The following is a 12,219-nucleotide window of genomic DNA, read 5'->3' as shown; positions in this document are numbered from 1 at the left end:
CGACGCGTCCCGCAACGACTGACCGATGGTGACGGCGGATTCTGGGTGGGCTGGGCCGGGATGGTCATGCGTCGGCCCGCCGCCTTCCTCGCTGCCGGCGTCGCGGTCCTGCTCCTTGCGGCAAGCCCGCTGTTGAGCATCCACACCCGCAACGGTGCCCTGGAGCAGCTTCCTCCCGACGCGGAAGTCCGGCTGGCCACCAGCCAGCTCACGGCGCTGGCCGGACCGGGCGCGCTGGGAATGATGGAACTCGTCGTCTCCGGCAAGGAGGCGGCTGACCGGATCGCCGCGGATGTCGGCCGATTGGACGGGGTCGCCGCCGTTGCGCCGCCGGTCGCTTTCGCCGGGCACTATCTCGTCGAGGTCACCCCCGCCGCCGACCCCGAATCGGACCAGGCCCGCGCCCTGCTCGCCACGGTGACGGCCCTCAGCGGAAAGGACGCGGACATCGGTGGTACCACCTCGTTCGAAGTCGCAATGGACCGAGCCATCTTCGGGGATCTCTGGAAGATTGTTCTCTTCATTCTGGCTTTCTCCTATCTAGTCCTGATTTTCCTCTTCCGCAGCGTGCTGCTGCCCCTCAAAGCCGTCATAATGAATATTCTCTCGGTCGGCGTGGCCTATGGGGTCCTCGTCGCGATATTCCAGTGGGGTTGGCTCGACTGGCTCGGTTTCTCCTCGCCCGGGTATATCGACTCGATCGTGCCCGTCCTGCTTCTGGCGATTGTCTTCGGCCTGTCTATGGACTATGAGGTGTTTCTCCTGACCCGCATCCGCGAGCGGTATCTTGCCGGCGCAGACAATGCCACCGCCGTCGGGCAGGGTCTGGCCGCCAGCGCTCGGACGATCACGGTTGCCGCACTTATCATGGTCACCGTTTTCGGTTCATTCGCCTTTGCCGCGGGTACCTCACCCAGAGAACTCGGCGTGGGCCTGGCCACCGCCATCCTGGTCGATGCGACCATCGTCCGTCTTGTCGTCGTCCCGGCGATGATGAAGCTTCTCGGCGATTGGAACTGGTGGTTCCCGACGCGGCGGACGCCGGGGGCCGTATCCGTGCCGCCGCGCCGGCCGCCCGCGCGGCGTGAAGAGGCTGCCTGAGCCGTCTGAGCCACGATCGGAAAGCAGACTGAGCCGCGCGCCGCATGGGCCTCGACCGACGCTCGGTATAACCTGAAGCACCTTCCACCTCGGCCCGCGGATAGTGATCATTGACGGCGGTGTCATGCGCGCCTGGCTTTCGCAGTGATCGCTTTGAGGACTGTGGGCGTGCTCGCCGGCCTGGCGGTGGTCATCACCACGGTGCTGTCGGCGGTACGTACGACCGTGCTGCCCCGTGGGGTCCCCTCCCGGCTCAGCCGGTTCGTCTTCGTGCTGGTGCGGTGGGCCTTCCGGCTCCGGGTGGGCCGTGCCCCGACGTATGACGTACGTGACCGGGTGTATGCCAACTACGGTCCGTTCGCCCTGCTGTTCCTGCTGCAGTCCTGGCTGCTGCTGGTCTACGGGGGTTTCGTCCTCGCCCAGTGGGCCGCGGAGCCGACCCGGGGCCTCGGCGATGCGTTCAGGATGTCAGGATCATCCCTGTTCACGCTGGGATTCGACGCGCCGCAGGGGATGCTGTCGAGCGGGCTCGCCTTCGTCGAAGCCTCGATCGGCCTTCTGCTGGTCACCTTGTTGATCTCTTTCCTGCCGGCGATCTACGGCTCCTTCAGCCGGCGGGAGGCCATGGTCGCCAAGCTCGAGGTCCGGGCCGGGACCCCTCCCACGGGTTTCGAGTTACTCACCCGTGCATGGCGCCTTGAGCGGTTCGACCGGTTGACCACGACCTGGGGCGAGATGGAGATGTGGTTCGTCGACATCGAGGAGACCCATACATCGTTTTCGGTACTGGTGTTCTTCCGATCACCCCAGCCCGACCATTCCTGGATCACCGCCGCCGGCGCCGTACTCGACTCCGCAGCCTTCCTCACCGCGGTCCTGGACGTCCCCCGGGACATCGAAGCCGAGCTGTGTATCCGGTCGGGGTACCTGGCGCTACGGCGCATCGCGGACTTTTTCATGATCTCGTACTCGCCCGATCCGCGGCCGGAAGACCCGATCAGCATTACCCGGGACGAGTGGGACGCGGTCGTCGACGGCTTAGCCGACACCGGCCTGCCCGTCCGGGCGGACCGGGACCAGGCATGGCGGGACTGGGCCGGTTGGCGGGTCAACTACGACCGTCCGCTGATCGCCCTTGGCATGCTTGTGCAGGCGCCGTACGCTCCCTGGTCCACCGACCGATCGCTGATCGACTTCAGGTTACCGCCGCTGATCATGCGCAAGCCGACCCGGTGACCCGGTGACCCGGTGGCCCGGAGGCCGCAGTCCCCCGAGCGCTAACGGGGCAGCAGAAGCAGCTTTCCAGTCGTGCGTCTGGAGGCGAGGTCGTCATGTGCTCGGGCGGCGCCGTCGAGTGGATAGGTGCCGCCGATGCGGACCTCCAGCTGGCCCCGCGCGATCCAGTTGAAAAGATCAGTAGCTCGGCTCAGCAGCTCATCACGGCTGGCGATGTAGTGGCCAAGCGTCGGACGGGTGACGAACAACGACCCGCCGCCGGCGAGGCGCTGCAGCTCGAGCGGAGGAACCGGCCCACTGGCCGCGCCGTAGAGGACCATGTAGCCGCGTGGACGAAGGGCGGACAGGCCCTCGTCGAAGGTCGCCCGGCCGACGCCGTCGTACACGACAGCCGCGCCGACGCCGTCGGTGACCTCTCGTACCACGGTGGCGAAGTCCTCGTAATCGGTGACGTGGTCCGCTCCGGCGTGGCGGGCGAGCTCGGCCTTGTCAGCCGTTGATGTGGTGGCGACGGCGATTCCACCACGCATCTTGACCATCTGGGTGAGCAGCAGACCCACCCCGCCGGCCGCCGCGTGCACGACCACGGGGTCTCCGGCCGCGACCGGGTAGGTGCTGTTGGCCAGATAGTGCGCGGTCATACCCTGCAACATCACGGCTGCGGCCAGTCGCGGCGCGACCCCGTCCGGGATGGGGACGGCCCGGTCGGCGGGGATGGCGACCTGCTCGGCGTAGCTGCCCGGCACGCCCGTCCACGCGACCATGTCGCCCTCGGTGAAACCGGTGACGCCCGGCCCGACGGTCGCCACGGTGCCCGCGCCCTCGGCGCCGGGAACGTAGGGTAGATCCCCGACGTAGTGCGGGTTGCCCTGTCGCTGGTAGATGTCCATGAAGTTGACGCCGGCCGCCTCGACGTCGACGACCAGCTGGCCGGGACCGGCGTGCGGGGCGTCCCGGTCGCTCACCTCAAGGACAGCCGGTCCGCCGTGCTTTCTGACAACGACTGCGCGCATGCGTACATCCTCACGGCTGCCGCCGAAAACCGCTTGTCCGGATCGCGTTCCCAGGCCGGCGACGGTTCCAGGGCGCGGGTCAACCCGCGAGGTCGCCACCAACGGCGTGGGGGTGCACTCTGGCGGCGGCGTCGCGCCCGGCCAGATACCCGAAGACGATGGCCGGGCCGAGCGTGCCGCCGGCACCGCCGTAGGTCATACCCATGGCGGACGCCATGGCGTTGCCCGCCGCGTACAGACCGGGAATGATCTGGCCGTCGACGTCGAGGACCCGGGCGTCGGGATCCGTCCGCGGTCCGCCCTTGGTCCCGAGCGTGCCGCTGTGGACCTGCACGGCGTAGAAGGGCGCCGTGTCCAGCGGGCCGATCGTTGCCGCGGCGCTGTCCCCGAAGGCCGGATCACCCCACCACCGGTCGAAGACGCTGTCGCCCCGGCCGAAGTCGGGGTCGGCGCTGTGGCCGGCGTGCTCGTTCCAGCGGGAGACGGTCGCCGCCAGCGTTTCGGTGGGAACGCCAATGGCGTCGGCGAGCCCGGTGACGGTCGACGCCTGGATGATCCAGGCGGGCGTGGACGCGGGCGGGCGGTGCCCGGCGAGACCGTAACGGGTGAGGTAGTGGTGGTCGAAAACCATCCAGGCGGGGTGGTTGACGTACTCGAAGGTGGAGACGTCGAGTACGTGGAAGGCCGCTCCGAACGCGTTGTAGTTCGCCGCCTCGTTGGTGAAGCGTCGTCCGCCGCGGTTGACCATGATGCAGTGCGGTCTGGACCGCTCGCCGTTGACCTGCCAGGGCACGACGCCGGCCACCGGATGCACGACGTCGATCGTCGGCACCCACCAGGCTTCCCGCATGTTGTTCAGGTCCGCGCCGATGCGCATGGCCATCCGCAGGCCGTCACCGGTGTTGGTCGGGACGGACACGGCGCGGTCGAGCGGGCCGCGGACGAACGCGCGCACCAGCTTCGGATCATGCTCGAAGCCGCCGGTGGCGAGAACGACTCCGCCTCGCGCTCCGACCTCGAAGGGGCCGGTGGCCGCCTCGAACCGTGCGCCGACCACCCGACCTGCCTCGACGACCAGCGCCTGCGCCCGGCTCTCGGTCCGCGGCTCGATGCCGCGGTCCAGGCAGCCACGCAGCAGGGCGCCGACCAGCCCCTGGCCGGCGCCGCGCTCGTCGTGGACCCGCCGGCGGGCCATCTCCTGCGTCGCAACACCGCCCGGTGCGCCACGGCCCAGCGAGGTCTCGCTCATCATGATGTTGCCGCTCAGCTGGTAACCCACGCTCACCCGGTCAGCCCACGGGCCGAGTTGATCGAAGGGAAACAGTGGGCACTCCATCGAGCGTCCGCCCCCGGGCTTCGCGCCGGGATGCTGCGGGTGGTAGTCGGGGAAGTCCTTGATAATCGTGAATGAGGCTGGCGTCCTTTCCTCCAGCCACGAGATCACCTTGGGCCCGGTATCGACGTATGCGGCCGCGAGCGCGGGATCGACCAGCCCGTGCGAGAGCGACTCCAGGTAGGTCAGTGCCTCCTGCCGGCTGTCGGTCAGGCCGAGGGCGCCCAGGTGGGGATTGCCGGGTATCCAGACCATCCCCCCGGACCAGGCCGACGTCCCGCCGACCTGCGAGGCCTTTTCGAACAGGCCCACGCTCGCCCCGCCGTCATGCGCGGCCAGCGCGGCGGTCAAGCCGGCGGCACCCGTACCGAGCACGACGACGTCGAAGACCTCCATGTCCGTGTCCCTTCCTGAGATCTCGGGCACCCGGCCGGCAGACGCCGTCACGTCGGATGAGTTTTTATGTGACGCCCGTAATATGACAGTCGTTGTATATCCAGTTAGCATCGCTGTCAATGCCCCGATACATTGATCATGATCTGCGTCGTGACCAGGTCGCGGCGATCGCCGCCGACCTGGTGGCCAGCCGCGGCGTGGACGCGCTCACGTTCCGTCAGGTGGCTGAGGCCGCCGGCTGTAGCACAGCGATCGTCAGTCACTACTTCACCGGCAAGCGGGACCTGCTGCTGTCCACCTATCGGACGGCTTCGGCCCGGTCGCTCGCCCGCTTCCTCGCGGTCACGGGCACCGACGGGCAGCCGATGCAGGCCTGTCTCGAAACGCTGCTTCCCCTCGACGACGACCGCCGCAAGGACTGGCGGCTGTGGTTCGCCTTCTGGGGGATCGCAGCCTTCGACCCGGAACTTGCCGCTGAGCAGCGCGAGCGCGTGCGGACCGCGCGTGCCCGCATCAGGCGTGTCCTTGACGACGAGATGGGCTGCGAGACGGGCTGCGAGACGGGCTGCGAGACGGGCGATGACAACGGTCTCGACCCGGACGAGAGCCAGCACACGGCCTCTCGTCTGCTGCTGCTCGTGCACGGCATCGGCACCCAGGCGTTGTTCGACCCGGATCACTGGACCCCTGACAGGCAGCGCAGGGCCATCCGCGACGAGCTCACCATGATTGGACGCTTGCGCCGCGGCTGACCCGCGGGCGAGGGAACACTCGCGGATGTCGTTTGTTGACCCGTTGGGAGTGCGCTAGAATTCTGTACATGACGACTGTGCCGCTCGCCGACGCCCGGACCCGCCTATCCGAGATCGTGACCGATGCGCAGACCACTCATGAACGCTATGAGATCACCCGCAACGGGCGTCCCGCGGCTGTCCTGGTCGCCGCGGACGACTATGAAGCCATGCGTGAGACCATCGCGGTCCTTGCGGACAGCGAACTCATGGCGTCGGTGCGGGAAGGGCTCGCGCAGGTGCGCGCTGGCGACTATCTCGATGAAGAGGGCCTGGCAGACTATCTGCGTCGTGCCGGCCGCGCCGGGTGACTGCGGACCGTTACCGGCTACGAATCGCGCGGGCAGCCGCGCGCGCCCTCGCGGAAACCCTGCCCGAGAAAGTCGCCGCAGCCGCCTACGAATTCATCACCGGCGTGCTGCTCGATACCCCGTACCGGGTCGGAAAGATGCTCGACCCGCCGCTGGCACCACTTCGGTCAGCTCGAAGAGGCGCGTATCGGATTATTTATCTCATCGATGAAGCCAGTCACACCGTCGAAGTCACCGCGGTCCGCCATCGTAGTGACGCGTATCACACCTGAACGATGCCGGCCGATGGAGCCGGCTTGGAAAACGCATCCGCTTGATTTGGTCAATTGACGCCCAACTGTGTGGACCGATCGATCTGGGGTTGACACGATTACCGAGGGTCGGCGGAGGGGCCGCCTGGGTAGCCGCGGCTGGGTGGCCGCGAGTTGCTTGGGAGGAAGAGTCGGCCGGGTGTTGTAGTCATGTTGCGCAGAGCGCTTGACATGCTACTGATCGCTATGGCCCCGACGAAGATCGGAAGACGGTATGTCCATTACGACGCACCACGCTCATCGTCGGAAGAGGCCGGTATACCTGCCGGTGCTCCTGTTCGCGTTGCTGTTCGTGGCGCTGGGGTGCCGACCCCTGTCAACCCAGGTAGCCGGGCCACCGACTCCCTCGCCGACCGCCGCGGCCGCGGTCGGGCCGGGCGGAGCGACCACCGGCACCCGGCCACCGACGACGCCGTCCGTGCCCGGGAGCACGACCGCCACCCCGTCCACCACTGCTGGTGTCCCTGTCCCGACGGCCAGCGCCAAGCCTGTGCCGCCGGTACCGACAGGCGGTTCGACGACAGTGGTCGCCGGTGCGCGTGGCCGGGTACAGGTACGGAACAACACCGTGGTGACCGACCAGGGGACCCTGCTGCGGGCGGGCACCCTGTGGTACCTGAACTACTCGTCCGGCGCCTCGCAAGTCCTGTGGGCCCGTGAAGCTGCCACCGGCGACGCGTTCTGGACGACCCTGAAGGCCAACAATCTCAACGCCGTGCGGGTCGCAGTCTCCTTCAACGAGGCGGCCGAGTCGCCGACGATGGCCCAGATCACCGCCTACCTGGACAAAATCATCGCGAAGGCCGACGCCCACGGAATGTACGTCATGATCGACTATCATTCCGCTCTGGCGGCTGACGCCAACGAGCAGTACACGATCGAACGGTTGCGTACATTCTGGAGCGCAATCGCGCCACGCTATGCGAATCGGACGAACGTGCTCTACGAGCTGTACAACGAGCCGGTCACCTGGCGTCCTGCGGACTACACGGCGCAGAACATCGCCGACCAGAAGGAGATCTACCGGCTGATCCGGTCGAAGGCTCCGGACACCCACATAGTCATCCTGTCGTTCGCCGTGCCGGCCAACTACGGGGCCGACTCACCGCCGACCATGCTCAGCATCGCCAGCCAGTTTGACGGGGTCGTCGACTGGTCGAAGACGTCGGTCGGCTTCCACGCATACTGGGAGACCAGCTCGCAGCCGTGGGTCAAGCTGAAGGCCTCCTACCCGGTCATCTGCACCGAGTTCATGGGGCCTGCGGGAGTTGTGGCGGAGGCGACGTCCTTCGACGGTTCCCGCTGGACGGCCGAGGTGTTCGAGCGGCAGGGCATCTCGTGGGTCGGCTGGAACATCACCGACACCGAGAACGACATCAGTACCATCCTGCCCGACCTTCGGAAGGACGCCACGAGCAAGGGTTACTGGTGGAAGGCCGACCAGGGGGCATAACAATCTGAGCGAACACCATGACGGGGTGACCGTTGCGGCGTGATCTCTCCCGGCTGGAGTCCTCTGGTCATCGGGGACGCCAGCCGGGTGTGACGAAGGTTGACTCAGGCCGGTACCGGTACCGACCGCAGTGTGGTCGTGACGGTCTCAGCCCCGGCCGTGGCACCACGGGTCAGCTCGCCGGTGACCGCGGCCAACCGGCCCGCCGCGTCCGTGAACCTGATTGTGCAGGTCAAGGTGCGGGTGCCGGCACGCCAGCTGTCGGCGGCAATCGTGAGCCAGCCGACCTGCATGGTCGAGGTCCGCGCAAAGGCCCGCCCGAGGAACTGGGTGGCCACCGCATCGCAGCGGGTGCCGACGAGATCGGCGAAGGCGGCATCCGACGGGGGCTCGCCGTTCGAGGTGTTGGGCAGGGTGGCTGTTCCGGTAGCTTCCGCCTGGTGCGGCGCGCTGCACGGAACCTCACCCTTGCTCTCGGTCTCGGTCAGTTCCAGGCACGTTCCGGCGGGATAAATCCATGCCTGATCGGCGCCCTCGACCAGCCCGGTGAATGGGATATCCCGGTTCGGGGCGGAGCGGTGACCAGCGGCAAACAGTCCGCATACCAGCCTCCGGTCGTTCGCGTCCCAACCAGATCGGGTGGGCCTTATCATGCTGGTCACGAACCGGCCGTGTGGGTCGAGCGGATACCCGAGGAAGTTGCGCGAGATCGGTCCGCAGTAGCGATCCGTAATCATCGTCCAGCGTGCGTCGGTCGGGTAGGCGCTACCGGGGATGTAGTTCGAGGCGATGTCAGTCTCCTTGATCGCCTCGAACAGGTGCGGCGATGCGCAGGACACCTCGTCCACCTTCGGGTGGGTGATGTCCTGATTCCAGGTGTAGCAGTGCCCGCGGGCGTAGGACTGCCTGCCGAGGTCGACCGTGGCTGCGCTCGGGCCTGCGGTTGGTGACCCGGCCGGCGATTGCCCGGTCGAGGCAGCGCTGGATGCGGTAGCACCCGATTCGGGGGATGGACCGCCGCCCGCTCGAACGATCGCATAGCCGCCCGCGAGCAACAGGGCGACGCCGATCACCGCCGCGACGAGCCCGCGGCGCCGCAATGGGTTCGCCCGGCGACGTTCGACCCGATTACGCGGTGACCGTGTCTGAGCTGGTCCAGTCGCGGCTCCGTACCGGGCGACCGCGTCGCGGGTCCGGGCGGGCGCCTCGTAGGTCGTCGCTCCAGCGACGAAGTCGGCGTCGAGGACCAGCCCGGCGAACGGGTCGTCGTCCTTCGCGTCCCTCGGCTTGTCGTCCTTGGACACGGTCGTCGGCCTCCCCGAACTACCCAACAATCATGGTCGTGTTATGAGCGAGTGTCACCGACTGCCGGTGGATCGTGGTGCCCCCGTAGAGGTCGTCCTCGACGGCGCTCGACCCGGCCTGTCGGCTACCCGGTGCGCACATCCGACGCCGGACTCTACACGCACGATGCATCGTGAATCGGCGGAACCACTGCTATCTCGGGCATCATCCGGGCCCGATGTCGTCTACCGGGTGACCGTCGCGGCTGCCGGCTGTGATGTCTGGTAGCCCTGCCGGTTCGCCGGTACGCCGACTCTGCAATCGGCGTGGGTCGGCCGCCGGTAGGGTTGTCGGACGGCTCGCGACCCGGTGCAGGTCGCTGGGCACTCAGGTCAAGGGCAACGCACGTCATCCGTGCCGACGGAATCGATGACCGACGGCCGGGGGGATGGGAGACGGTGGCAGTGGCGGACGAACGAAACGTACTCGGCGGAAAACTGGAGGCCTGTGGTAGCGACCCCGTGACAGGTTTCTTCCGCAACGGCTGCTGCAGCACTGGTCCTGAAGATCTTGGTAGTCACACTGTATGTGCGGTTGTGACAACCGAGTTCCTGCAGCACCAGCGACAGGTCGGGAATGATCTCACAACACCTCGGCCAGAATACCATTTTCCTGGCCTGCGCCCGGGGGACAGATGGTGTGTGGTTGCGTCCCGGTGGTTGCAGGCCTATGAAGCCGGCGCTGCGGCGCCCGTTGTCCTGGCCGCCACGCACTCCCGAGCCCTGGACATCGTCCCGCTCGAGGCGCTCCGGAAACATGCGGTGGACGTGCCCGCCGACCCTGGCTCGCTCGGCTGACTGTTCGTTCCCGGCGTCGGCGTGACGCCGTCGCGTATACGACAGCCATTCCCAGCCGGCAGTGTTACGGTTCTGACGCGCTCCGTTTCCGCCAAGATTCAAAACAGCTTCCAATAGGCTCCGTCGCGCGGAGAGATTGTGGGGGTCTGATGCCGCTGTCGGATTATGGTGTTGTTGCCGGTCGGGTCGCTGACCGGAGACGGGAAGGCGGGAAAAACACCCCGCACTACCAGATCCACGTCCGTGGCGGCGGCGTGGACTTCCGAGTGGCGGTCAACGTCCTTTCGGCGCTGCCCCCGTCAGAGCTGTTGTACGTGGCCGACGAGGATTTCCGGCATCCGATGCTGGCCGAGCTGGATGCGGTGGCGGACGGGTTCACCGCGGTACCGAGCAAGCCGGGTGGTGCGGCGCTCGACTTCATCCGCGGGAATCTGTTCGACCGACTGACGATGCGTACCCTTCCGCCGGATCTCGCCGGCCCGGACAACGATCTTGCCGACAAGCTCGACCACTATGTGCTGCGGGCGAGCCGTGACCCGGACAGCAGGCTCTACGCCTTCGGTCAGCGATGGGGTCCGGAAGAGGGGAAACCGGACAAGGTGTTCGGGTTCTCCCCAGGTGACGGCATCCACGACATCCATATGAATCAGGGCAACAGCGGCCGGTTCACCAGCGATGACGGAGTGTGGCAGGACGGTGCAATCCTCATCCATTTTCCCGCTGCAGAACAGTGGGTCGCAGTTTTCCTTGCATTCCAGTCCCAGGCATGGCACACCGACGACACCACCGGTCATACCCTCGCGCGGATCACCCCACCCCCGCCCGGGCGGCCCACGCCCGGCGCACCCGATCATTTGCTCCGCATCGTCGCCGCATTGGTCAACCCCGTCGGCCCGGCGCCCGAAGCTGAAACAGTCACCGTCCTTAATACCGGGGTGGCGCCGGTAGATCTCGCCGGATGGTCGATCGCGGACCGGGACGGCCACCGTTTCGCCGTCGTCGACGGCGTGTTGTCGGCCGGGGAAACCCGCCGGATACCGCTCGCGCCACCGGCGGCGCTCGGTAACCGCGGTGGCATCATCAGTCTCCTCGACCGCGACGGCCTGAAAGTCGACGGTGTCTCCTATACCGCCGCGGATGTAGCCGAGGAGGGACGTACCGTCGTCTTCTGAGAAACAGTTTCAGGAATTGACGAATCAGGGGTTACCGGACGGCTCGCGATCGGGCAGTTCACCCTCGGACAGTTCATATCGGGGTCGTTCACAATCGGGCAGCTCAGCCGACTGCTCGACCTCCAGCAGGGACGCGCTATGTCGTTCCGCCTCGAATGCCGCCCGGCCGCCGCGTACCCCGAACAGACGCTTGGTGGAAACCAGATATATGACGGCTGCCAGGTTGACGACAAGAGCCCCGACTCGCAACACGGTGATTCGGTCGGTCAGTTCGTAGACTTCCAGGGGGAGGAAGATCGAGGTGGCGACGACGGCGAAGTACTCCCCCCACCGTTGCAGCAGCCACAGTCCCACGCCCTCGACGATCTGGATGACCGCATAACCGAACAGCAGGGCGGCTACCAGCAACAGGGTGCTCGGTTTGGTGTGAATGAGGTGCCGTAGGTGTGCAATCGTCGGGCTGTTGTCCAGGTCCAGGTGCAGGACCGAGGCGAGTGGCTTCGCGGCCGGGATCGCCTTGTCGAACAGCTCCTGGATGTCAGCCTCGGACCGGCGAAACCGCAGCACGGCGTAGCCGACCAGGGTCAGCAGTATCGCGCGCACGATGCGTTCCACCGCCAGCAGCCGCAGCACCGTCGCGTCGCGCAGTGCCCGGCCGCGCAGCAGGACCGGCGCGTCCTGTGCCGGTCCGGACGCAACCGGATCACCGAGGACGAAGTCGCCGCAGCGCAGGCACCGCCAAGCCAGCCCGACCGGGGTCTGAGCTCTCAGCCGGTCGGCGAAAGCCGGTTCATCCGGGCGGTAGGTGGTATGGCCCTTACGGGCGCAGGTCCGCAGATTCCACTCCACGACCGCACATCGTAGATGTCGGCGGCCTGCCAGGCATAGGTCCAGTGAAGCGGGCCTGCCGTCGGATTTCCGTCAGCTCGGCAGTTGAATGATCGACGGTGTGGTGACGAGC

General features: G+C 67.0%; 12 protein-coding genes. 8 read left to right on the top strand and 4 right to left on the bottom strand.

Annotated features, from left to right (window positions below):
* Together U9980_RS10995 and U9980_RS10990 are read left to right on the top strand one after the other, a co-directional pair.
* Window positions 1–1,101, top strand: a 1,101-nt coding sequence (locus tag U9980_RS10995; protein ID WP_322767822.1) for an MMPL family transporter, incomplete at its 5' end; no start/stop codon positions are given.
* A 168-nt stretch (window positions 1,102–1,269) separates the two neighbouring features.
* On the top strand, window positions 1,270–2,337 hold the full coding sequence (locus tag U9980_RS10990) for a hypothetical protein (RefSeq protein WP_322767821.1): 1,068 nt from the start codon (window positions 1,270–1,272) through the stop codon (window positions 2,335–2,337).
* Window positions 2,338–2,378: 41 nt separating this feature from the next.
* On the opposite strand, the gene U9980_RS10985 is transcribed toward U9980_RS10990, so the two are convergent.
* Together U9980_RS10985 and U9980_RS10980 are read right to left on the bottom strand one after the other, a co-directional pair.
* Window positions 2,379–3,350 carry a quinone oxidoreductase gene (locus U9980_RS10985; RefSeq protein WP_322767820.1) on the bottom strand — a complete coding sequence of 324 codons (972 nt, stop codon included), beginning with the start codon at window positions 3,348–3,350 and terminating at the stop codon, window positions 2,379–2,381.
* A 79-nt stretch (window positions 3,351–3,429) separates the two neighbouring features.
* Entirely contained in the window at window positions 3,430–5,079 is a 1,650-nt protein-coding gene (locus tag U9980_RS10980; RefSeq protein ID WP_322767819.1) for an FAD-dependent oxidoreductase, read from the bottom strand.
* Window positions 5,080–5,198: 119 nt separating this feature from the next.
* Here U9980_RS10980 and U9980_RS10975 point away from each other — a divergent pair, with 119 nt between their 5' ends.
* The 4 genes from U9980_RS10975 to U9980_RS10960 all read left to right on the top strand — a co-directional run bounded on the left by U9980_RS10975 (window position 5,199) and on the right by U9980_RS10960 (window position 7,945).
* Window positions 5,199–5,831: a TetR/AcrR family transcriptional regulator gene (locus tag U9980_RS10975; protein ID WP_322767818.1), complete on the top strand. Its 633-nt coding sequence runs from the start codon at window positions 5,199–5,201 to the stop codon at window positions 5,829–5,831.
* A 68-nt stretch (window positions 5,832–5,899) separates the two neighbouring features.
* Window positions 5,900–6,181, top strand: a complete 282-nt coding sequence (locus U9980_RS10970) for a type II toxin-antitoxin system Phd/YefM family antitoxin (RefSeq protein WP_322767817.1) — start codon at window positions 5,900–5,902, stop codon at window positions 6,179–6,181.
* Window positions 6,178–6,453, top strand: a complete 276-nt coding sequence (locus U9980_RS10965; protein ID WP_322767816.1) for a type II toxin-antitoxin system RelE/ParE family toxin — start codon at window positions 6,178–6,180, stop codon at window positions 6,451–6,453. Before U9980_RS10970 ends, U9980_RS10965 begins: the two co-directional genes overlap by 4 nt.
* A 253-nt stretch (window positions 6,454–6,706) precedes the next feature.
* Window positions 6,707–7,945 (top strand): glycoside hydrolase family 5 protein, encoded by a 1,239-nt coding sequence (locus U9980_RS10960; RefSeq protein WP_322767815.1) that lies wholly within the window; start codon window positions 6,707–6,709, stop codon window positions 7,943–7,945.
* A 104-nt stretch (window positions 7,946–8,049) separates the two neighbouring features.
* Here U9980_RS10960 and U9980_RS10955 read toward each other — a convergent pair whose 3' ends face one another.
* Entirely contained in the window at window positions 8,050–9,249 is a 1,200-nt protein-coding gene (locus tag U9980_RS10955) for a septum formation family protein (protein WP_322767814.1), read from the bottom strand.
* Window positions 9,250–9,693: 444 nt separating this feature from the next.
* On the opposite strand from U9980_RS10955, the gene U9980_RS10950 reads away from it, so the two are divergent.
* Window positions 9,694–10,086, top strand: coding sequence for a DUF2237 domain-containing protein (locus tag U9980_RS10950; protein ID WP_322748362.1), 393 nt, complete (start codon window positions 9,694–9,696; stop codon window positions 10,084–10,086).
* Between the two features lie 149 nt (window positions 10,087–10,235).
* Complete coding sequence (locus U9980_RS10945; protein ID WP_322767812.1) at window positions 10,236–11,258, top strand: DUF2278 family protein; 1,023 nt, start codon at window positions 10,236–10,238, stop codon at window positions 11,256–11,258.
* A 24-nt stretch (window positions 11,259–11,282) separates the two neighbouring features.
* Here U9980_RS10945 and U9980_RS10940 read toward each other — a convergent pair whose 3' ends face one another.
* Window positions 11,283–12,107, bottom strand: coding sequence for a DUF2127 domain-containing protein (locus U9980_RS10940; protein ID WP_322767811.1), 825 nt, complete (start codon window positions 12,105–12,107; stop codon window positions 11,283–11,285).
* Window positions 12,108–12,219 lie beyond the last annotated feature (112 nt).

The organism is Protofrankia sp. Cr1, assembly GCF_963555865.1.
Lineage (GTDB): Bacteria > Actinomycetota > Actinomycetes > Frankiales > Frankiaceae > Protofrankia.
Note: the sequence above shows the minus strand (reverse complement) of the source record. Positions and strands in the feature narration are given on the sequence as shown.

Excerpts from the sequence above, each read along its gene's own strand:
- U9980_RS10945 (WP_322767812.1), top strand. The coding sequence starts at position 10,236 with ATGCCGCTGTCGGATTATGGTGTTGTTGCCGGTCGGGTCGCTGACCGG.
- U9980_RS10975 (WP_322767818.1), top strand. The coding sequence starts at position 5,199 with ATGCCCCGATACATTGATCATGATCTGCGTCGTGACCAGGTCGCGGCG.
- U9980_RS10960 (WP_322767815.1), top strand. The coding sequence starts at position 6,707 with ATGTCCATTACGACGCACCACGCTCATCGTCGGAAGAGGCCGGTATAC.
- U9980_RS10980 (WP_322767819.1), bottom strand. The coding sequence starts at position 5,079 with ATGGAGGTCTTCGACGTCGTCGTGCTCGGTACGGGTGCCGCCGGCTTG.
- U9980_RS10970 (WP_322767817.1), top strand. The coding sequence starts at position 5,900 with ATGACGACTGTGCCGCTCGCCGACGCCCGGACCCGCCTATCCGAGATC.
- U9980_RS10985 (WP_322767820.1), bottom strand. The coding sequence starts at position 3,350 with ATGCGCGCAGTCGTTGTCAGAAAGCACGGCGGACCGGCTGTCCTTGAG.